The organism is Amycolatopsis sp. NPDC051071 (genome assembly GCF_040682875.1).
GTDB lineage: Bacteria > Actinomycetota > Actinomycetes > Mycobacteriales > Pseudonocardiaceae > Amycolatopsis.
The window spans coordinates 1-21,515 of sequence record NZ_JBFBBY010000091.1 but is presented as its reverse complement, the minus strand read 5'-3'; the positions used below and the strand labels follow the sequence as shown (position 1 = coordinate 21,515).

Sequence of the window (21,515 nt, the reverse complement as noted above, 5' to 3'; positions counted from 1 at the left end):
GATCTCCTCTGTGTTCACTAAGCGAGCGGTTCACTAAGCGAGCGGTTCACTAAGCGAGCGGTTCACTAAGCGAGCGCTCACTTACAATGGGAAGGCCGGGAGGTGGTGTCAAGCCCACCATCCGGTACGAGCGTCTGGAAGGATCTGCGGATGACCATGTCGCTCTCGGCCGAACTGTGGCCCGACGTCCAGCCGGAGACGGCTCGGCGGCTGATGCTGGCCGGGGTCGAATCGTTCGCGCGGCGCGGCTATCACGCGACCACCACCCGGGACATCGCCTCGGCGGCGGGCATGAGCCCCGCGGCGCTGTATGTCCACTTCCCGTCCAAGGCCGCATTGCTGTTCGCGATCTCCAAATACGGCCACGAGCAGACGCTCTCGCTGGTCGAGAGTGTCGTGGCGCGGGAGACCGACCCGGTCGAGCGGATCCGGCTGCTGGTCGAGGACTTCGTGGCCTGGCACGCCCGGCGGCATACCGTGGCGCGCGTGGTGCAGTACGAACTCCACGCGTTGCCGGACGAGGAGTTCGACGTCGTCGCGAAACTGCGCCGCCGCATCGAGCAGATCGTGCGGGAAGTCATCACCGAAGGCTCGGAGGCCGGCGTCTTCACCGTCGGCGATCCGCACACCGCCGCGCGTGCCGTGCTCTCACTCGGCGTCGACGTGTCACGCTGGTACAGCGACCGGGCCCGCCAGACGCCGAAGAAGCTGGGCGAGGAGTACAGCGAGCTGGTGCTGCGCATGCTCGGCACGAAACTCTCCTGACCAGTGCAGATCGACCCCGTCGGGCGAAACCGCCACCAGAGTGACATACCAACTGGTCGGTATCTAGAAATACCCGGTGAGACGTTGACCACATACTAAGCGGTTGTTAACTTGCCCGGAATGCATCGCCGCAGCAGCGCCGAGCGAAGGGCATCCAGATGGCCGACAGTGCACAGAACGCCCCTGAAACCGCCGCCGAACCGACGATCACCGTGTCCCAGCGCAGGAGGGCCGCCACCGCGGCGGCACTCGCCTCGTCAGTCGAGTGGTACGACTACTTCGTCTTCGGAATCGCGGCCGCCCTGGTCTTCGGGAAGACCTTCTTCCCCACCACCAACGCGGCGGCCGGTGTCCTCGCCTCGTTCGCGACCTTCGCGGTCGGCTTCCTCGCCCGGCCGCTGGGCGGGATCATCGCGGGCAGCCTCGGTGACAAACGCGGCCGCAAACCCGTGCTGGTCATGGCGATCGCGCTGATGGGCGCCGCGACCACGCTGATCGGCCTGCTCCCGACCTACGACACCATCGGCATCGCCGCGCCGATCCTCCTGGTGCTGCTGAGGCTGGTGCAAGGTGTCGCCGTCGGCGCGCAGTGGGGCGGCGCGATGCTGCTCGCCACCGAATACGCGCCGCCCGGCAAACGCGGTCTCTACGGCAGCCTGGTCCAGCTCGGCGTCCCGATCGGCGTGGTACTGGCGAATACGGTGTTCCTGGTCGCCGCGCAGGTCGCCCCGCCGTCGGACTTCCTCACCTGGGCGTGGCGTATTCCGTTCCTGGCCGGCATTCTCGTGCTCGGGCTGGCGTGGTACATGCATGTCAAGATCGACGAAACCCCCGAATACCGCCGTGCCGAAGTGAAACTCGCCGCCGAGGAGCGCGGGCGCGTCAAGTCGCCACTGCGCGAGGTCATGCGTGATCACAAGGGCACGGTGCTGCTGGCGGGCGGCTCGTTCATGGTCAACACGGCCACCTTCTACATCCTGCTCAACGGCGTCCTCGACTACGCCACCCGCCATCTCGGGATGTCGCGCACCACCGTGCTGGTCGCGACGCTGCTGATCAGCACCCTGCAGCTGGCGATCATCCCGCTTTCGGCGAAACTGTCCGACCGCATCGGCAGGCTCAAGATCTACACCTTCGGCGCGGCGGGTGTCGCACTCTGGGCGATCCCGATGTTCCTGTTGATCGACACCGCTTCCCTGCCGCTGTTCGTGGTCGCGTCGTTCGTCGGTTCGCTGTTCCTCGGCATCATGTACGGCCCACAGGCGGCGCTGTTCGCGGAGCTGTTCACCGCCGAGATGCGCTACACCGGCGCCTCGCTCGGCTACCAGATCAGCGCGGTCGTCGGCGGCGGGCTCGCGCCGTTCATCATGGTGCTGCTGCTGGAATCCACCGGGACGTCGATGTCGGTTTCGCTCTACATCATCGTGCTGGCACTGATCTCGCTCGGTTCGATCGGCCTGCTTGCCAAACGCGCGAAGGCGGCACGGTCCACTTCGGACTCAGCCGACCGCGCGCGCGAAGCGGTCGGCGACCAGCCTTAGCCGTTCCTTGACCTCGTCCGGCGCCTCCTCCACGACGAAGTCGACGTCCCAATGGGCGAGGTAGTAAGGCATCACGGAAAGGTCGTTGGAGCCGACCCGGACCCGGCAGGTGTGCTCGTCGATGGCTTCGATCGTCCCGACGGTCGGGGACACGTTCTCGGCGAGCGCCTCCGCCGAGGTGTTCACCCGCAGCACCATCTGATGCGGATACGGCGACGACGTGATCCCGCGGGAGACGTAGGCCGCGAGGTCCTCGGCAGGTGGTTCCCTCGGTGTGAAGCGGAAACTGGTGTCCGGGACGCCGTCGATGCGGTCGACGCGGAAGGTCCGCCAGTCGTCGCGGTCGAGGTCGAACGCGACCAGGTACCACCGGCGCCCGGTGTGCACCATCCGCAGCGGCTCGATGTACCGCTCGGTGACGTCGCCGTGGTGACTGCGGTAGCCGAACCGGAGCCGCTGCTGGTCACGGCAAGCGGACGCGATGACCGTCAGCGCGTCCGCGTCGATGACCGGGACGACGCCGCCGAGCGGGATCATCGCGGTGTTCAGCGCGGCCACCCGGTGCCGCAGCCGGGCCGGCAGCACCTGCTCCAGTTTCGCGAGCGCGCGCACCGAGGTCTCCTCGATCCCCGACACCGTCCCGTTCGCGGCGGTGCGGAGCCCGACGGCGACCGCGACGGCCTCGTCGTCGTCCAGCAGCAACGGCGGGAGCGCGGCCCCGGCACCGAGCCGGTAGCCGCCCGCGACGCCCGGGGTGGCGTGCACCGGGTAACCCAGCTCCCGCAGCCGCTCGACGTCGCGACGGACCGTGCGGACGTCCACCTGGAGCCGCTCGGCCAGATCCCCGCCCGGCCAATCGCGCCGCGCCTGCAGCAGGGACAGCAACCGCAGCAGCCGTGCCGACGTGCCCATGGTCATCGGTTCGCTCGCTTCATGGGAGGAGTCTGGCAGACATCGCGGACAGTTCCGGTCCTCGATCCGGCGGGTAAGGTGATCCAGGTGATCGATCCCGCGCACTTGCTGTCCATCGCCCGCGAGGAAGCCGAACTCGGCAAGGCCGAGGGCGGGGTCCCGATCGGCGCCGCGTTGTTCGACACCGCCGGAGTGCTGCTCGGCCGAGGGCACAACCGCCGGGTCCAGGACGGCGATCCGTCGATGCACGCCGAGACCTCGGCGTTCCGGAACGCCGGCAGGCGACCGCACTACCGGGACGCGATCATGGTCACCACCCTCTCCCCCTGCTGGTATTGCAGCGGGCTGGTGCGCCAGTTCGGCATCGGCCGGGTGATCATCGGCGAGGCCGCCACCTTCGAGGGCGGCCACGGCTGGCTCGCGGAAAACGGCGTCGAGATCACCCTGCTCGACGATCCGGCGTGCACCGCTCTGATGACCGAGTTCATCCGGGACCATCCGGAGCTGTGGTTTGAGGACATCGGCGTCCCCACGACCCAGGACACGGCCTAGCGCCCTGAATCAGAAGTCCGTACGTGCCCCGCACTCGCATGCCCAAGGCCGTAACTCGCGTGCTCGCCCACCTACCTACGACACGAACTTCTGACGCGGGACACGGCTTAGGCGAGTGGTTCTTCGGTCTCGACGACGACGGTCCGGTTGCGTCCGGCCGCCTTCGCCGCGCGCAGTGCCTGATCCGCGGCGCCGACGAGCCGGTCGAGTGTCTCGCCGTCGGCCGGATGCGACGAGACGCCGATCGAAATCGTTGTCCCGGCGAACAGCGGGTCACCCGGCCGCGTCCCACCCAGTGAGACGGCGGTCGACGCGATCCGCTGCCGGATCCGCTCGGCGATCGCGTGCGCGTCGAACCGGGTGGTGCCGGGCAGCAGGACGACGAACTCCTCGCCGCCGAACCGGCCGACGAGATCCGCCGCGCGGACCTCCGCACGCAGGGTGTCGGCGACAGCGCGCAGGACGTCGTCGCCGACGCGTCTGCCGTGCGCGTCGTTGAGCCGCGCGAAATGGTCGAGGTCGAGCATCAGCAGCGAAAGCTCGGTGCCACGGCCGCGAAGCAGGTCGAGCTGGGTGCGGGCACCGTCCAACCAGGACGACGCGGTGAGCAGGCCGGTGCCCGCGTCCGTACCCGCGTGGCCGCGCAGGGCCCGCATGGTCCCCGCCCGGTGCAGCACCACGAGCGCGGCGACGAGCACCACCGTGACAAAGGGCCAGTCCACCGCCGTCCACGCGATCAGCAGACCGAAGGCGACCATCGCCGCGTCGAAGGCGAAACCCGAGGGTTCCGCCCCGAATTCGGCGGCGGGGGCGGCGAGTGCCGCATCGACGGACAGGAACACCAGCCCGGTGCCGAAAACCAGCGCGAAGCCCTGGAAATCCCTTGTCGCTTCGGCGAACGGCGCCGCTCCGACGAGGATGGGCACCAACGAGGCGGCGAGCGCGGACATCATCGTGGCGGCGGCCGCGAACACCTGACGGTGCGGGATGCCGCGGCGGATCCGGAACCAGCGGTACACCCCCGAAGCGACGACGAGGGTGGCGGCGAGAGCCGGTGGCAGCAGCAACGCACCGGCGAAAATCCAGGCGGCGTCGAGCCCGGCACCGAGCCGGGTGTCGGCCCGCGACCGCTCGACGGGACGCGAAAGCTCCGAACTGAGGGTCATTCCGGCCAGCAGCGCGGAAAACGGGAGCAGCGCCGACGGCGCGGGCGGGCGCAGGGCGAAGAGGTAGGTGACGGCGGCGAGCGCGGCCGCGTCGACGAGGAGCAGGTACCCGATGAGGCCCCGCCTGGGTAGTTCCCACAGGGTCCAGGACCCCAGAACCCGCCGTGGCGCGGCGAACCAGCCGCTTCGGCCGCCGCTTACGGTCGCCATCAGGGAGTCCCCCACCATTTCGGCAAACTAGCCGGTTCTCGCAGTGCTGTCACTCCTCTTTACGGGTCATGTCCCCCTACTAAGGTTGGTCGATCCCGCGTGGAATCCCGGTGAATTCTTGACAGTCCTCAATGGTCTAGTCCACTGTGAGTGAGCACACAGTGACCTCCCGGTTGATACGCCGCGTCAAGACGAGAGGTGCTCCACACCTGCGCGTCTTGTCACGCGCGTACCAGTTGGAGGACCTATGAAATCCCTACGACGCTGGGCAACACTGGCCACCACTGTCGGCGCCGCTCTCGCCACGGCCGTCGGCCTCGCCCCCGTCGCCTCGGCCGCCCCGGATCCGGTGCTCGCCTCACCCTATTTGTACCAGTGGTCGGGACAGACGGACCCGATCGCCGCGATGAACGCCTCCGGGGTCAAGGCCTTCACCCTCGCGTTCATCCTCTCCGACGGCGGCTGCAACCCGAAATGGGACGGCAGCCGGTCCCTCACCGGCGCCGACGCCACCATGATCAACAACATCCGGGCCAAGGGCGGCGACGTCATCCCGTCATTCGGCGGCTGGTCCGGTACGAAGCTCGGCCCGAAATGCGGCACACCCGCCGCCCTCGCCGGCGCTTACCAAAAGGTCATCGACGCCTACAAACTCAAGGCGATCGACCTCGACATCGAGAACACCGACGAATTCGAGAACTACACTGTCCAGGACCGCATCCTGAACGCCGTCAAGCTCACGAAGCAGAAGAACCCCGGCCTGCGGGTGGTCATCACCATTCCGACCGAGGTCGGCGGCCCCAACGCGCCCGGAAAGCGGCTGATCAACCAGTCGAAGGTACTCGGCGCGGGTGTCGACGCGTGGTCGGTCATGCCGTTCGATTTCTCCAGCGGTGGTGACATGGCGGGCAAGACCCGCAGTGCCGTGGACGGGCTGAAGAACGTCGTCAAGACCACCTTCGGCCTGAGCGACGACGCGGCCTACCGGCGCAGCGGGCTCTCGTCGATGAACGGGAACACCGACTCGCCGGGCGAAACCGTCAGCGTCGCCGACTTCCGCGCGATCCGCGACTACGCGGCGGGCAAACATCTCGCCCGGCTGTCGTTCTGGGCGGTGAACCGCGATTGCAACAACTGCGCGGGAATCGGACAGGGCAAATACGACTACACGAAGATCGTGGCGGGTTACACCGGCTGATCCGGCTCCGTGAAGGCCCCGTTCCCCGGCCACGGCTGACCAGCCGAGGGAACGGGACCTTCACGCGCGAAGTGCTCAGCCGCCGCAGTCCGGCGAGGTGTTCAGCGGACGTCCCCGCGACCACACGAGGTCGACCGGATGCACCGAACCGTCCGGGTCGATGGACAGGATCGGCAACGCCTTGTCCAGCTGGTTCCCCGTCGTCTGGTCGAAGGCGAGGAAACCGGACGCCCCGGGCACCGGGGAGTTGCAATCGATGCTGCGCAACAGGTTCGCCACCGAAACCGGATCCGACGACACGTTGTCCATCGCCGCCCGGACCGCGACGGCGACCGCGTCGTGCTCGATCATCGCGGCGCCGTCCCACAGTTCCCCTCGTTGGAAACCGTGGGTCCCGGTGAATTCGGCGATGAAGTTGTCGTGGTTCTTCTTGTACGTCGGATAGGCCGGATCGGCGGTGAACATATCCCACTGGTCGGGATAGGCCAGTCCCGTGTACCGGATCCGGACGCCGATGTCCTTGTCCAGCGGCAAGGAGTTCCCGGCGAGCGTGCTCGCGTCGTCCCCGGTCATCAGGGTCACCGATTCGAGTTGTTCGCAGGCGCCGTCCTCCGCCAGCGCCGTCACGAACGCGCCGAGATCGAGCCCGCGCCCGGCGAAGTAGATGAGGTCGGGCCGGGCTCCGCAGATGTCGGAATGCCAGCTGCCGAACAGATTCCGCAAATAGACGTCACGTGGGGTGTCCGACAGCGGCTTGACGTCGTACTTCTTCGTGAAGACGATCGGGACCTTCGAAGCGCTCTGGACGGCCTGGGCGAGCGTGGTCGCGTAGGTGTCCTCCTCGCTGGTGCCCTGGATCATCATCACGCGGCGGAAGCCGTGCGCCGCGATGTAGCCGGCGGCGGCCCGTGCTTCATCGGTGTTGGTCGGGCCGACGCGGAAGAAGTTCTCGATCCGCGCGCCCTTCGGATCGGTGTTCATGTTGTCCGCGGTCACGGTGGCACCGACGGACGCGATGCCGTGCTTGGACAGTTCGGCGACCAGCGCCCGGCTGTTTCCCGAGCTGATCCCGATGTCGGTGACGGCGACGATCCGCTGACTCGACGCCGCCGCGATGATCTCCTCCGCGACCGCTTGCCAGTGGTCGGCGTTGCTGCCGTAGTTGGCCAGCAGGAGCTTGATCCCGGCTGGCCCGTTCTTCGGCCACGCCGCGGCGATCGCACCCTGGATCTCATGCCGGACGAACGAGAACGGCTGACTGTCGACCTTCGGATCGGGAGCGAGGTTTTCCAGCACCACGATGGTCTTGAAATTCTCACCCGCCGCCTCGTTCCTGCCCTTGATGAGCTTCTCCAGCGGGTCGAGTGGATCGTTGTCCCGCATCGGACCGGAATCGAGGTTCAGTCCGACGCAGACGTGGGACGAGCCGACCGACTTGGCGTTCGCGTCCACCGAACGCAGCCCGGCACCGCAGTTCTCCCACGGTGCCGCGGGCACCACCATGGCGGCCAGCAGGATGAAGACGACCACCGACAGCAGACCGCGGTGCCGTCGCGCCCAGCCTCGCGGGCGGACCGGCGGGCCCGCCGCCGCGCGGGCACGGGTACGGGACAAGCGGGTTCTCAAGGAGTCGAACCAGGACATGGCGGGATTTCCGTTCGGGTTCAGGGGAATTCGCCGCGACGGGCGAGTTCTTTCGCCGACACCAGTGCGCCGACGTCGGGACGGTGCGAAGTCGTGGCCAGCGCGGCGAAGGCGTTCGCGATCACCTGGTGCTGGTCCTGGCCGCGGACCGCGAACGGGTCGGCGGCCAGCCAGCCCGCGGCGATGAGCCGGGCGACGTTGTTGCGGATCTCGGATCGCTCACCCGCGCTGTGCTCGGCGTCCAGGTTGACCAGTTCGGCGTACAGCTCGGCGTGTTCCCGCCCTGGCGGGAGATCGTCCGGCGCGTTCAGTACCAGCTCGAGTCTCGCCACCCACTCCGCGTGCGGGACGCGGTTGAACTCGCGCTCGAAGAAGGTGACCACCTCACCGAGGTCGCCCAGCGCGAGGTTGCAGTAGGCAAGGCGCACCGGATCCTGCGCGGTGTCCGGATCGTCACGCAGGGCCTTGAACTGACCGGCGTAGGTCGGCCCGTCACGGCGGCGGGCCAGCGCGGACACCAGGTTCGCGGAGATCCACGGATGGAGTGCGGCCTGATCGTCGGTCGTGACGGCGGAGTTCTTCGCCGTCACCCACAGCGCGGTGCGCAGTTCGGTCAGGATCCGCCCGACGTGCGGCTGGTCGATCCGGCTCTGGGCGGCGTCCGGGATCAGCCACGGCGCGGTCGCGAACGGGGCGGCGGTCACGAAGTCGTCGATGCCGACGTCGTCGAGGTGCTCGGTCAGGCCCAGCTCGGTCAGCCTGCGGTAGCACGGATCCCGTTCGTCCCCGGGACCGGTGGTGAGCACGTCGCGGACGCCTTCCCGCACGTCGGTCACCCGCAATTGCGCCGCGATCTGCTCGATCGCCGACGGCAGTCCGCCGGTCGCCCGGTGCGCGAGCGCGACTTTCGGGGTCAGCGCGCCGGAATCGAGGAGGCGGGCGATCCGCCCGATCGGCTGCGGCGCGAGCCGGACCGGATAGTACGGCGAGGCGAGCGCCCCACCTGCCGCGTTCGCCCAGTCTTCGTAGGACGCTTCTTCGCATTCGGCCACCGGCCGGACGGCGGGCGGTGCGCCGGACGCGGGTTTCCACGGCGCCAGCCACGCGGTGCCCCAGTCGCCGTGCCAGCGGCCGCTGGTGGCGATGATGAGCAACGCGTCATGCGCTTCGTGGTCGTTGGGATGTTGCACGGCGTACCGTTCCCGCGCGGCGATCAGGTCGGCGAGGAACTCGGTCCCACCGGCGTGGTCGACGTCGTCCAGCAGCAGGACCCAGTTGTGCCAGTGCCTGCGCTGCGGCGTGAGGTCGCAGGAGCAGGGGCTCTTCTCCTCCGGTTTGGCCATCCGCCGGTGGTTCTCCCGGACGTCGCCGAGGAACGCCGCGACCAGCCATTCGTTGACGGCCTCGGCATCGCGGGCGTTGCCGTGCGCGAGCTGGTTGAGTTCGACCAGCGCGTCGTACGGCTCCCGGCCTTCGGCGTTCGGGAAATCGGCCAGCGACCGCAGGGCCTTGCCCAGCCTCGGCCGGATATTGCGGATCAGGAGCGGGAGCGCCTGGCGGAACATGTCCGCGTGCCCGGGTTCGACGAGACCCAGCACCTTCATCATCTCGGTCAGCCCGCCGAGCAGTTCGTCCATCCGCGGCGTCCAGCGGATTCGGTGGAAACCGTTGATGATCGCTTTCAGCAGTTCCCGATCCTCGTCACGATTCCGGCCGGGAAGCTCCGCCTGTACTGCGATCAGTGCGATGGTGAACCGAACGAACTGCGGTTTCGGGCGATTCCGCCATTTACCCGACAACGAGTAGGCCAGTTTCGTGAGCACGTCGATCGTGCTGGCCCGGTCGCCTTGCCCGAAATCGAACCCGGCGTGCACGACGCCCCAGCCGAGGTCGCGCCGGATCGCACCCAGTGCCGTGGTCTTTCCCGAACCGACCGGTCCGAGCAGCAGCGTCACCGGCTGCGGGCGCGACGGCTTCCCCGTCTCGCGGTTGATCAGCATTCTCCGGGCAAGTTTCACCGCGGGAGAATGTCGGCCGACACTCATTTTCCTGTTCAGCCCCTAGCTTGGCTCCGAAAGGGATTGGAGAGTGCGGACCATCGTAGGTAGCTGATCGAAGTCAGGGTACGGGAATAAGCACACCAGACACGAAAGGACGAAATCCGGGGATAATCGTAATTCTTGTTCGACGGTGAGCGATACCACCGATCACCCGTTCGGCCCTAACCGCCCCATTGCGGCTGCCTGCCGCCGCCGTAGTACCAGTCGTAGTACCAGTCACGGTCGTAATGACCGGCTCGCGGATCCCGCGGCTGTTCCGGAGGCGGTTCGGGGGCCGGTGTCGGCGAGGGCTTTTCCGAGCCGTTCATCGACGCGGTCAGCGGGGGTGGGGGCGCGACACTGCCACCCGGAGGCCCCTCCGGGACGGGGGTGGGGATCGCGTCGTCCGGGACCTGCACCGCCTGCGGCGCGATGGTCAGCGACGGCGGAAAGGGCGCGATCCCGGGGATGACGTCGGCCGAGTCACCCGGCGTGAGCAGCACGGCCAGCAGGCCGCCGACGACGGCACCGCCCGCCGAAAGCGCGGAAATCCGCCGGACCTTCCCGCTGCCCGCCATACCGGGGGCCCGGTGCTTCGGCCCACGCGGTCCCCGGCGGCGGGGTGCCGCGCCTGCCGCCCGCATCAGCTCGCTCAGTGGTTGGTTTCGGAAGTCTTTCGTGGGTATCGGCGGATCCAGGTTTCCGCTGGGCGTGCGGCCGGAAGGTCCTCGTACCGGGTTGTACTCGGGCCTTTCGGCCGTACGTCCAGCGGGAAGCTGGGCCGTCGAGACCCTGAAGGACTTCCGAAACCGACCACTTAGGGCGTCCCCACCGTTTTCGCGGCGAGCCGTGCGTGCCATCGGCACCTCCAGAAACCCCGGCCGTCGCGCAGTGCGACGGCCTCATCCCGGGGTGGATCCTAGGAACGCGGCAGCCTGTTGTAAACGGTTGTCGTCCACACCGGACAGACGGTGCGGCGAAGGGTCAGGCAGCTGCGGTGACCGCGATCGCGGCTTCGCCGGCTTCGGTCAGCTCGGCGGACACCCGGCCGGTGACGGCGGAGAGGCCGGTGGACTCGGCGGGGCGGATGTAGCCACCGTGAGCGAGGGCGTGCGCGGTCATCTGGTCACAACAGGCGAAGCCGTCGATGAAGAGGTCCGGCTCGCAGCTGCACGACATCTGGGCGCGGCGGCCCGCGACCGCTCGCAGCATCGCCATGGCTCGATGGGACAACTCGACCTCTGAACCGGACACCGGACAACCTCTCTCGATCAGCTACCTCAACCAGGAGCACTTACACCGTGTTATCGGTCGCTGCTCCATCAGTGTTAACAAGATCTCAGACGTTCCGGGGAATCTCTACGTTCCCGTCGCTTTCCGGGTTTTCGCCAGTGCCAGCGTCGGCTCCAGGACCCTGGCCCACTGGGCCACGATCTGCTTGCGGCGCTTCGTGTCGTCGGTCAGCAGATTCGCCAGCCCCAGGCCGCGCGCAAGATCGAGAGTGGCCTGGACCAGCTCACGAACGCCATGGTGGGCCTCGTCGACACCGAGAAGTTCGACCGTCACCCGATGTGCTTCCCTGCCGACTCGCGCCTCCAGCGGCACCAGCGTCGCGCGCAGCCCTTCGTCGGTCGACGCCGCGACCCACAGGTGGAGCGCGGCACGGAACATCGGCCCGCTGTAGAGGTTGAGCACCATGTCGACGGCCCGTTCGATCCGCGACCGCCCGGAAGGCAGCTCGGCCGCCCGGGAACGCAGTTCGACGATCTGGATCTCACCGACATGCTCGACGGCCGCGGCGACCAGGTCCTCCCTGGTCGGGAAGTGATGCTGCGCCGCACCACGCGAGACTCCGGCGCGTTCGGCGATCACCGCCACCGTGGTCCCGTTCCAGCCCAGCTCGCCGATCGTCTCGACGGCGGCCTCGACGAGCCGCCGCCGGGTTGTCCGGCTGCGTTCCTGCTGTGGTTCGCGGATCATGGCCCGGAATCCGGAGTGCGACTCTCGACCCAGAAATCGAGCCACAGGTCTTCCTCGCGCCCGCCGATGCGGTACTTCGAGAAATCGGTGACGCCCTCGGCGGCCAGCACCTCGTCGTCGAGGTAGAAATTTCCGGTGGCCTCGCGGCTCGGTTTGGTGAGGATCGCGTGTGCCGCGTCCGCCATGATCTCCGGCGTCCGCGATTTCGCCGCGAGTTCGGCGCCGACGACGTTGCGGATCGCGGCGGTGTCGATGGTCGTCCTCGGCCACAGCGAGTTCGCGGCGATCCCGTGCGGCCGCAGTTCCGCGGCGAGCCCGACGGTCACCAGGCTCATCGAGTACTTCGCGATGCTGTACGCGAGATGCCCGGCCTGGAACCACTTCTCGTCGAGACTGATCGGCGGCGACAGGGTCAGGATATGCGCGTTGCCCGACAGCTTCAAATACGGGATGGCGAGTTTCGACAGCAGGAACGAGCCACGCGCGTTGATGTCCTGCATCAGGTCGTAGCGCTTCATGCTGACCGATTCGGTCGGCGTCAGGTCGATCGCGCTGGCGTTATTGAGCACGATGTCGATCCCGCCGAACTGCTCGGCGGTCCGCGCGATCGCGGCCTCGACCGACGTGTCGTCACGGACGTCGCCGACGATCGGCAACGCCTGCCCACCGGCGTCCTCGATCGCCTTGGCCGCGGTGTAGACCGTGCCAGGCAGCTTCGGATGCGGCTCAGCCGTCTTCGCCAGCAAGGCGATGTTCGCACCGTCGCGGGCGGCGCGGACCGCGATGGCCTCGCCGATCCCGCGACTGCCGCCGGAGATGATGATCGTCTTGCCGTGGAGCGTGCTCATGGAAAGTCGCCTTCCGTGGTGCTTGGCCTTCAGCTGGTCTCGGGCTTGTCTATGAAGGATTTGGGACGCTCAACGTCCCAACTCCTTCATAGACGCGGAGAGCTGCCTCACGAGTCAGTAGGACCGGGGCAGGCCGAGACTGTGCTGGCCGACGAAGTTGAGCACCATCTCGCGGCTCACCGGCGCGATCCGGCCGAGGCGGACGGCCGTGACCAGCGCGCCGAGCCCGTATTCGCTGGCGAGGCCGTTGCCGCCGTGGGTCTGCACGGCCTGGTCGACGGCGCGGATCGCGACCTCGGCGGCCGCGTACTTCGCCATGTTCGCCGACTCGCCCGCACCGAAGTCGTCGCCGGAGTCGTAGAGCGACGCCGCCTTCTGCGTCATCAGCTTGGCCAGTTCCAGCTCGATCTTGATCTCGGACAGCGGATGCGCCAGGCCCTGGTGGGTGCCGATCGGCGCACCCCAGACCTTGCGCTCGTTGGCGTAGGCGACGGCTTTGGTCAGCGCGTACCGGGCGATGCCGAGTGAAAACGACGCCCCCATGATGCGCTCGGGGTTGAGCCCGGCGAACAGTTGCGCGATCGCCGCGTCTTCCTCACCGACCAGCGCGTCGGACGGCAGGTGGACGTCGTCGAGGAACAGGCCGAACTGCTTCTCCGGCGAGAGCAGGTCCATCTCGATTTGCTTGTACTCGAAGCCGGGCGCGTCGGTCGGGACGATTAACAGCACGGGCTTGAGCTTGCCGGTCTTCGAATCCTCGGTGCGGCCGACGACCAGGACCGCGTCCGCCTCGTCGACGCCGGAGATGTAGACCTTTCGTCCACTGAGGACCCAATCACCACCGTCGCGCCGGGCGGTCGTGGTGATCTTGTGCGAGTTCGAGCCGGCGTCGGGCTCGGTGATCGCGAAGACCATCCGCCTGCTGCCGTCGGCGATACCCGGCAGCCAGCGCTTCTTCTGTTCGTCGGTGCCGAAACGGGAGATGACCGTGCCGCAGATCGCCGGCGAGACGACCATGAGCAGCAGCGGGCAGCCCGCCGCGGCGAGTTCTTCCAGCACCGCGGCCAGATCCGCGATCCCCGCTCCCCCGCCGCCGTATTCCTCGGGCAGGTTCACGCCGAGGTAGCCGAGCCGTCCGGCCTCGAACCAGAGTTCGTCGGTCTTGAGCCCGGCGCGGGCCTGCTTGCCGTAGTACTCGTGCCCGTACTTCTTGCCGAGTTCGGCGACCGCGGCCCGCAGCGCGACGCGCTCCTCGGGCTCGGTGAAGTTCATCGCGTTCATTCGTTGTCTCCTACCACCGCGAGGATCGTGCCCACTTCGACCTGCTGTCCGACGACCACCGGGAGTTCGGTCACGACGCCGTCGGCAGGCGCCGCGATCCGGTGTTCCATCTTCATCGCTTCCAGCCACAGCAACGGATCGCCGGCCTTGACTGAGTCGCCGGTCTCGACCGCGAGCCGGACGACGGTCCCCGGCATCGGCGCGACGAGCGAACCGGCGGCGAGCGCCGCGTCCGGATCCGGGTACCGCGGCACCACGTTCAATTCGACGGCGCCTTCGGGCGAATCGACGTACACCGCGTCGCCGTACCGCGCGACCGCGAACGTCTTGCGCACCCCGGCGACCTCCAGGACGACGACATCGTTTGCGGCAGAAATCAGTTCCACGCCTTCGAATCCGTCGGCACGCAGGCCGTCACGCGAGAGCGTGTAGACGACCTCGATCTCGTCGTCGCCCGCACGAAAACGTTTGCGTTGCCCGGCGGAGCGGACATTGCGCCAGCCACTCGGCAACCGTCCCTGCACTTGAGCGCCATCTCGATTCGCCGCCGCACCGGCCAACGCGGCGGCGAGCGCGGAAATCCGTACAGTGTCCAGTGTGGCCAGTGGACGGGCCAAGATGTCGAGGCCGTGCCGGTCGAAGAACGCGGTGTCGGTCTCGCCCGCGAGGAAGGCCTCGTGGCGCAGGACGTTCACCAACAGGTCGCGGTTGGTCACCACACCGTGGATCTCGGCGCCTGCCAACGCCTTGGCCAGCGCCCGCGCCGCACTCCGGCGGTCCGGTGCGAAGGCGATCACCTTGGCGAGCATCGGGTCGTAGTGGACGCCGACGGTCTGACCGCTGACGAAACCGGAGTCCAGCCGGACACCCGGGCCGATCTCGAACTCCCGCTGGACGGCGGGAAGCTCGAAGCGGTGCAGGGTGCCGCTTTGGGGCTGCCAGCCCGCGGCCGGGTCTTCGGCGTACAGCCGGACCTCGATCGCGTGCCCCCGCGTCTCCGGCTCGTCGATCGGGAGATGCTCGCCCTCGGCGATCCGCAGTTGCAGCGAAACGAGGTCGAGTCCGGTCGTGGCCTCGGTGACCGGATGTTCCACCTGGAGCCGGGTGTTCATCTCCAGGAAGTAGAACCGCCCGTCCGGACCGGCGAGGAACTCGACCGTCCCCGCGCCGACGTACTCGATCGCCTGAGCGGCCTTGCGCGCGGCGTCGAACAGGGCTTCCCGCATGGCGTCGTCGACGAACGGTGACGGCGCTTCTTCGACGACCTTCTGGTGACGACGCTGGATCGAGCATTCCCGCTCCCCCACCGCCCACACCGTGCCGTGGCTGTCGGCGAGCACCTGAACCTCGATATGGCGTCCGGTTTCCAGGTATCGCTCACAGAACACGGTCGGGTCGCCGAACGCCGACCCTGCCTCCGCACTGGCTCCTTCGACGGCCTCGGCGAGTTCGCCGAGCGACCGCACGATCCGCATGCCGCGCCCACCACCACCGGCGGAAGCCTTGACCAGCAAGGGAAGATCGGCGTCAGTGACTTCGGCCGGGTCCAATTCGGACAGCACCGGGACGCCGGCCTCGGCCATCATCCGTTTGGACTCGACCTTGGAGCCCATACTCTCGATGGCCTCGGGCGGCGGGCCGACCCAGGTGAGCCCGGCGTCCAAGACGGCGCGGGCGAACCCGACGTTCTCGGACAGGAAGCCGTAGCCGGGGTGGATCGCGTCGGCACCGGTTTCGACGGCCGCCTTGATCAGCAGTTCGGCACGCAGGTACGTGTCCGACGGCGCGTTGCCCGGCAGGCGAACGGCGACGTCGGCTTCGGCGGTGTGCGGCGCGTCGGCGTCCGCGTCGGAGAACACCGCGACCGTGCCGATCCCGGCGTCGCGGCAGGTGCGGAACACGCGGCGGGCGATCTCGCCGCGATTGGCGACCAGAAGTTTCTCGATCACGTTCGGCCCCTACATCCGGAAGACGCCGAAGCCTTCGGCGCCCTTCACTGGTCCATTGTGGATCACGGACAGGCTGAGCCCGAGCACCGTGCGGGTGTCGCGGGGATCGATGATCCCGTCGTCATAAAGCATCCCGGAAAGGAACATCGGCATCGACTCCAGCTCGATCTGCCCTTCCACCATGGCACGCATGGCGGCGTCGTTCTCCTCGCTGTAGTCCTGCCCTCGCGACGCTGCGGCGGCACGGGCCACAATGGACAGCACACCGGCAAGCTGCTGCGGCCCCATGACCGCGGATTTGGCGCTGGGCCAGGCGAACAGGAACCGGGGATCGTAGGCGCGGCCGCACATGCCGTAATGCCCGGCACCGTACGAAGCACCCATGAGCACCGAGAGATGCGGGACCTTCGAGTTCGACACGGCGTTGATCATCATCGCGCCGTGTTTGATGATGCCGCTCTGCTCGTACTCCTTGCCGACCATGTAGCCGGTGGTGTTGTGCAGGAAGACCAGCGGGGTGTCGATCTGGTTGGCCAGCTGGATGAACTGCGCGGCCTTCTGCGACTCCTCGCCGAACAGCACGCCCCGCGCGTTGGCGAGGATGCCGACCGGATAGCCGTGGATATCGGCCCAGCCGGTGGCGAGACTGCTGCCGTACAAGGGTTTGAACTCGTCGAAGTCCGAACCGTCGGCGACCCTGGCGATCACTTCACGCGGGTCGAACGGCACTTTGAGGTCGGTCGGCACGATGCCGAGCAGATCTTCGGGATCGAACAACGGCTCGGCGTAGTCCGGCTTCGGCGTCGGCCCCTGCTTGCTCCAGTTGAGCCGCTTGACAATACCGCGGCCGAGCCGGATCGCGTCCTCTTCATCCGCCGCGAGATAGTCGGCGAGGCCCGACGTGCGGGCGTGCATCTCGGCGCCACCGAGCGATTCGTCGTCGGACTCCTCACCGGTGGCCATCTTGACCAGCGGCGGCCCGCCGAGGAACACCTTCGCGCGTTCCTTGACCATCACGACGTAGTCCGACATGCCGGGCAGGTACGCGCCACCCGCGGTGGAGTTGCCGAACACCAGCGCGATCGTCGGCACTTTCGCCGCCGAAGACCGCGTGATGTCGCGGAAAATCCGGCCGCCGGGGATGAAGATCTCCTTCTGCGTCGGCAGATCCGCGCCACCGGACTCGACGAGGTTGATCACCGGCAGGCGGTTCTGCGCGGCGATGTCGGCCGCGCGGTAGCTCTTCTTGGCCGTCCACGGGTTGCTCGCCCCGCCTTTGACCGTCGGGTCGCTCGCCGAGATCATGCACTCGACGCCCTCGACCACCCCGATCCCGGTGATCACGCTGGCGCCGACCCGGTAGTCCGAACCCCAGGCCGCCAGCGGCGAGAGCTCCAGGAACGGCGAGTCCTCGTCGAGGAGGAGTTCGATGCGTTCGCGTGCGAGCAGCTTTCCGCGTTCGCGGTGGCGGGCGACGTACTTCTCGCCGCCGCCCTCGATCGCCTTGGCGTGCTCGCCGTCGATCTCGGCCAGCTTGCCGAGCATGGACTCGCGGTTGGCGGCGAACTCCTCGCTTCGCGTGTCCACTGCGGACTTGATCGTGCTCATGCGGTGTATCCCAATCGCTTCGCGGCCAAGCCGGTGAGGATCTCATTGGTGCCGCCGCCGATGCCGAGGATGCGCACGTCACGGTAATGACGCTCCACTTCGGACTCTCGCATGTAGCCGAGTCCGCCGTGCAGCTGGACGGCTTCGTTGACCACCCACTCGGCGGCCTCGACGGCGGTGTTCTTCGCGAAACAGGCTTCGGCGATGACCTCTTCGCCCGCGACGTGCGCCACGGCGACCTGCCGGGTGTAGGTCCGGGCGACGTCGATCTTGCGGGCCATCTCGGTCAGCTTGTGCTGCACCAGCTGACGGGAGATCAGCGGGCGGCCGAAGGTCTCACGCAGGCGGCACCAGTCCAGCGTGAGGTCGAGTGCCCGCTGCGCGTGCGCGTAACCCTGCACGGCCAGCGAGACCCGTTCGGTGACGAACTGGGTGGCGACCTGCGCGAAGCCGCTGTTCTCGGCCCCGATCAGGTTCTCCGCGGGCACCCGGACATCCACATAGGACAGTTCGGCGGTGTCCGAGCAGAGCCAGCCCATCTTCTCCAGCTTGCGGGACACGGTGAAACCGGGCGTGCCGCGTTCGACGACGATGAGCGAGATCCCGTGCGCGCCGGATTCGCCGGTGCGGACCACGGTGGTCACGAAATCCGCGCGGCAGCCCGAGGTGATGAAGGTCTTGGCGCCGTTGATGACGTACTCGTCGCCCTCGCGCACCGCGGTGGTGCGGATCCCGGCGACATCGGAGCCGCCGTCAGGTTCGGTGACCGCGAGCGAGCCGATCTTGGCGCCTTCCAGCGTCGGCCGGACCCAGCGTTCGATTTGCACCGGATCGCCTGCCGCCGCGATATGCGGAACGGCGATACCGCAGGTGAACAGCGAGGCGAAAAGCCCGCCGGAACCGCCCGCGTAGTGCAGTTCCTCCGCGATGACCAGCGCGTCGAGGTAGTCACCGCCCCCGCCGCCGACCTCCTCGGGGAAGCCGACACCGAGCAGCCCGAGTTCACCCGCCTTGCGGTGGAGGTCGCGGGGCAGTTCGCCCTCGCGCTCCCAGCCGTCGAGGTGTGGGAGGATCTCGGTTTCGGCGAACCGCCGGACGGTCTTGCGCAGCTCGACGCGTTCCGGCGTGGTGAAGAGGTCGGTCACAGAAGTGCCTCCGGGATATCGATCTCGCGGGAGCGCAGCCATTCCCCAAGCGCTTTCGCCTGCGGGTCGAACCGCGCCTGCGACGCGACGCCCTCGCCAAGGATGCCTTCGACGACGAAGTTGATCGCCCGCAGGTTCGGCAGGAGATGACGCTGGACTTCGAGGTTCGCGGTCTCCGGGAGCAGCAGCTTGAACTCGGTGACGGTGAGCCGGTGTGCGACCCAGCGCCACGCCTCGTCGGACCGCGCCCAGACGCCGACGTTCGCGTTGCCGCCCTTGTCGCCGCTGCGGGCGCCGATCACCTTGCCCAGCGGTGCCCTGCGGACCTGCGCCTGCGTGAAGGGAGCAGGCAGGCCATATTCGTCCACATCGGACAGAGCCAGCGTCTCGGCGGCAGGCGCGATGTCGCGGCGCGTTCCATCCGGGAGTACGGCGACATGCGGGACCTTTTGCGCGTCAACGAAAGCCGCCCGATAAACACCATACGGCGATGCCGCCGCGGGAGGCGCGGTGACGTGGAACCCGGGATAACTCGCCAGCGCGAGCTCGATCGCAGCGCCGCTGAACGCGCGTCCGGCGACGTCGGAGTCGGCGTCCTTCACCGCGACATGAAGCAACGCGCTCGCCTGCTGTTCGGTTTCGGCGTCCGCCTGATCTGTGCGGGCCAGTGTCCAGCGGACCTCGGCGGGCGGGCGTGCCTTGAGCGCACCGTCGAGTTGTTCCTTGACCAGTGCGGCCTTCGATTCGATGTCCAGTCCGGTGAGGACGAACGTCGTCTCGTTGCGGAAGCCGCCGAGGCCGTTCAAGCAGACCTTGAGTGTCGGAGGCGGCGGTTCGCCGGTAACACCGCTGATCCGGACACGGTCCGGGCCGTCATCGGTCAGGCTCAGCGTGTCGAACCGGGTCGTGACGTCCGGTCCGGCGTACCGGGCGCCGGTGATCTCATAGAGCAGTTGCGCGGTAACGGTTCCGGTGTTCACGACACCACCGGTGCCGGGATGTTTGGTGATCACGCTGGAGCCGTCGGCGGAGATCTCGGCGATCGGGAAGCCGGGGACGCCGAGTTCGTGTTCGGTGAAGAAGGCGTAGTTACCGCCTGTCGCCTGCGTGCCGCATTCGATCACGTGCCCGGCCGCGACCGCGCCCGCCAGCGCGTCGTAGTCGTCGCGGGCCCAGCCGAAATGCGCGGCGGCGGGGCCGACGATCACCGACGCGTCGGTGACGCGGCCGGTCACCACGATGTCGGCACCGGCGTTCAGGCATTCCGCGATCCCCCACGCGCCGAGATACGCGTTGGCGGTCAGCGTCTTGCCGAAGCCGAGTTCCTCGGCGCGCTGAATCAGGTCGTCGCCCTCGACGTGTGCGATGGCGACGTCGACCCCGAGTTTCGCGGCCAGCTCGCGGAGCGCGTCGGCGAGACCGGCGGGGTTGAGCCCGCCCGCGTTCGCGACGATCTTGACGCCCTTTTCCTTGGCCAGCGCCAGATTCTCGTCCATCTGACGAAGGAAGGTCTTGGCGTAGCCCCGGTTCGGGTCCTTCATCCGGTCACGACCGAGAATGAGCATGGTCAGCTCGGCGAGGTAGTCGCCGGTCAGCACGTCGAGCGGGCCGCCGGTGAGCATCTCGCGGACTGCGGAGAAGCGGTCACCGTAGAACCCGGACGCGTTGCCGATCCTGATCGGGGTCATGCGAACTGTCCCGGCTGCCGTCCCGCGCCGGGAGGGCCGGCGAAGGCCTGCGCGATCCCGAGCCATTCCTCGACGTCCGCGCCGGTGGCGACCAGGTCGGTGTCGTCGGGATGACGGCGCTGGGTGATGACGAGGCAGAAGTCGACGGCGCTGCCGGTGAGCCGCTGCTCGGCGTCCTCCGGCCCGAACGCCCAGGTGGTGCCGTCGGGCGCGGTCAGCTCGACCCGGAACTCCTCGGCAGGCGGGGAAAGGGAGTTGAGCTTGTAGGCGAAGTCGCGCGTCCGGGTACCGAAGCGGGCGACATGCCAGAGCCTGCCGGTGTTCTCACGCGGGACGCCGAGCGTGTCGAAGATGTCCTGGCCGTGGGCCCAGACCTCCATGAGGCGCGCGGTCAGCATGGACGCGGCACTCATCGGCGGCCCGTACCAAGGGATCTTCTCCCCGGCGGGCACGGCGGCGAGCGCCTCGGCGAGTTCAGCCCGCCCGGCACGCCAGATCTCCAGTAGTTCGGGGGGCGGTATCTTCGCGCCCTCGGCCGCGCCGTCGTCGACGTAGGTCTCCCCCGTCGCGAGCAGCCCTTCGATCTCGGCCTGCCAGTCGGCCTCGGACCCGCGCGCCGCGATCAGCGCCTTCTTGTCCGTCCAGGCCAGATGAGCGATCTGATGGGCGATCGTCCAGCCTTCGGCCGGGGTTTGCCGCGCCCACTCCGACGCGGGCAGTTCCGCCACCACGTCGTCGATGGCCTGCGTTTCCGCCGCGAGATCCCCAAGGATCACGCCAAGGTCAGCCATGCCCGCCTCCTCGCGTCCTCTCCAGGCTCGCACCCCCCGCCGGAAAAATCAAGCACGCCTGATTGTTTTGCTCGTGCTGGTCCGTGAAGACTCCCCCAGGTACATGAAGGCCCCCTTCCTTGCGCTAGGCGCAAGGAAGGGGGCCTTCATGTACTTCAGGGCGACCCAGACCACTCACGAGCCCCCAAGGCTCCTACT

At 68.0% G+C, this 21,515-nt stretch carries 18 protein-coding genes; 4 read left to right on the top strand and 14 right to left on the bottom strand.

Going from position 1 to position 21,515, the window contains the following annotated elements; translation table 11 throughout:
- The first annotated feature begins 150 nt into the window (after window positions 1-150).
- Together AB0M65_RS26125 and AB0M65_RS26120 are read left to right on the top strand one after the other, a co-directional pair.
- On the top strand, window positions 151-765 hold the full coding sequence (locus tag AB0M65_RS26125; RefSeq protein ID WP_364032639.1) for a TetR/AcrR family transcriptional regulator: 615 nt from the start codon (window positions 151-153) through the stop codon (window positions 763-765).
- A 158-nt stretch (window positions 766-923) separates the two neighbouring features.
- Window positions 924-2,306, top strand: coding sequence for an MFS transporter (locus tag AB0M65_RS26120; RefSeq protein ID WP_364032636.1), 1,383 nt, complete (start codon window positions 924-926; stop codon window positions 2,304-2,306).
- Here the strand turns inward: AB0M65_RS26120 and AB0M65_RS26115 are convergent.
- Window positions 2,265-3,224 carry a YafY family protein gene (locus AB0M65_RS26115; RefSeq protein ID WP_364032633.1) on the bottom strand — a complete coding sequence of 320 codons (960 nt, stop codon included), beginning with the start codon at window positions 3,222-3,224 and terminating at the stop codon, window positions 2,265-2,267. The two genes, AB0M65_RS26120 and AB0M65_RS26115, sit on opposite strands and share 42 nt — an antisense overlap.
- A 72-nt stretch (window positions 3,225-3,296) precedes the next feature.
- Here AB0M65_RS26115 and AB0M65_RS26110 point away from each other — a divergent pair, with 72 nt between their 5' ends.
- Complete coding sequence (locus AB0M65_RS26110) at window positions 3,297-3,770, top strand: nucleoside deaminase (protein ID WP_364032678.1); 474 nt, start codon at window positions 3,297-3,299, stop codon at window positions 3,768-3,770.
- Window positions 3,771-3,877: 107 nt separating this feature from the next.
- Here AB0M65_RS26110 and AB0M65_RS26105 read toward each other — a convergent pair whose 3' ends face one another.
- On the bottom strand, window positions 3,878-5,146 hold the full coding sequence (locus tag AB0M65_RS26105; RefSeq protein ID WP_364032630.1) for a GGDEF domain-containing protein: 1,269 nt from the start codon (window positions 5,144-5,146) through the stop codon (window positions 3,878-3,880).
- 247 nt (window positions 5,147-5,393) lie between these two features.
- On the opposite strand from AB0M65_RS26105, the gene AB0M65_RS26100 reads away from it, so the two are divergent.
- Entirely contained in the window at window positions 5,394-6,344 is a 951-nt protein-coding gene (locus AB0M65_RS26100) for a chitinase (protein WP_364032627.1), read from the top strand.
- A 75-nt stretch (window positions 6,345-6,419) separates the two neighbouring features.
- Here AB0M65_RS26100 and AB0M65_RS26095 read toward each other — a convergent pair whose 3' ends face one another.
- From AB0M65_RS26095 to AB0M65_RS26040, 12 genes are all read right to left on the bottom strand, one after another.
- Window positions 6,420-7,988: an amino acid ABC transporter substrate-binding protein gene (locus AB0M65_RS26095; protein WP_364032624.1), complete on the bottom strand. Its 1,569-nt coding sequence runs from the start codon at window positions 7,986-7,988 to the stop codon at window positions 6,420-6,422.
- Window positions 7,989-8,008: 20 nt separating this feature from the next.
- Window positions 8,009-10,006 carry a hypothetical protein gene (locus tag AB0M65_RS26090; protein WP_364032621.1) on the bottom strand — a complete coding sequence of 666 codons (1,998 nt, stop codon included), beginning with the start codon at window positions 10,004-10,006 and terminating at the stop codon, window positions 8,009-8,011.
- A gap of 203 nt (window positions 10,007-10,209) precedes the next feature.
- Complete coding sequence (locus AB0M65_RS26085) at window positions 10,210-10,671, bottom strand: hypothetical protein (protein ID WP_364032618.1); 462 nt, start codon at window positions 10,669-10,671, stop codon at window positions 10,210-10,212.
- 340 nt (window positions 10,672-11,011) lie between these two features.
- A complete protein-coding gene (locus tag AB0M65_RS26080; protein ID WP_364032615.1) occupies window positions 11,012-11,281 on the bottom strand; it encodes a hypothetical protein in 270 nt (89 codons plus the stop codon).
- 105 nt (window positions 11,282-11,386) lie between these two features.
- Window positions 11,387-12,007 (bottom strand): TetR/AcrR family transcriptional regulator, encoded by a 621-nt coding sequence (locus tag AB0M65_RS26075; RefSeq protein ID WP_364032613.1) that lies wholly within the window; start codon window positions 12,005-12,007, stop codon window positions 11,387-11,389.
- Complete coding sequence (locus tag AB0M65_RS26070; protein ID WP_364032610.1) at window positions 12,004-12,855, bottom strand: NAD(P)-dependent oxidoreductase; 852 nt, start codon at window positions 12,853-12,855, stop codon at window positions 12,004-12,006. Before AB0M65_RS26070 ends, AB0M65_RS26075 begins: the two co-directional genes overlap by 4 nt.
- A gap of 114 nt (window positions 12,856-12,969) precedes the next feature.
- A complete protein-coding gene (locus AB0M65_RS26065; RefSeq protein ID WP_364032607.1) occupies window positions 12,970-14,136 on the bottom strand; it encodes an acyl-CoA dehydrogenase in 1,167 nt (388 codons plus the stop codon).
- Window positions 14,133-16,085: a biotin carboxylase N-terminal domain-containing protein gene (locus AB0M65_RS26060; protein WP_364032604.1), complete on the bottom strand. Its 1,953-nt coding sequence runs from the start codon at window positions 16,083-16,085 to the stop codon at window positions 14,133-14,135. Before AB0M65_RS26060 ends, AB0M65_RS26065 begins: the two co-directional genes overlap by 4 nt.
- A gap of 9 nt (window positions 16,086-16,094) precedes the next feature.
- Window positions 16,095-17,693, bottom strand: coding sequence for a carboxyl transferase domain-containing protein (locus AB0M65_RS26055; RefSeq protein WP_364032601.1), 1,599 nt, complete (start codon window positions 17,691-17,693; stop codon window positions 16,095-16,097).
- Window positions 17,690-18,838 (bottom strand): acyl-CoA dehydrogenase family protein, encoded by a 1,149-nt coding sequence (locus AB0M65_RS26050; protein ID WP_364032598.1) that lies wholly within the window; start codon window positions 18,836-18,838, stop codon window positions 17,690-17,692. Before AB0M65_RS26050 ends, AB0M65_RS26055 begins: the two co-directional genes overlap by 4 nt.
- On the bottom strand, window positions 18,835-20,526 hold the full coding sequence (locus AB0M65_RS26045; RefSeq protein WP_364032595.1) for an acyclic terpene utilization AtuA family protein: 1,692 nt from the start codon (window positions 20,524-20,526) through the stop codon (window positions 18,835-18,837). Before AB0M65_RS26045 ends, AB0M65_RS26050 begins: the two co-directional genes overlap by 4 nt.
- Window positions 20,523-21,317: a TIGR03084 family metal-binding protein gene (locus tag AB0M65_RS26040; RefSeq protein WP_364032592.1), complete on the bottom strand. Its 795-nt coding sequence runs from the start codon at window positions 21,315-21,317 to the stop codon at window positions 20,523-20,525. The genes AB0M65_RS26045 and AB0M65_RS26040 overlap by 4 nt, the downstream gene beginning before the upstream one ends.
- Window positions 21,318-21,515 lie beyond the last annotated feature (198 nt).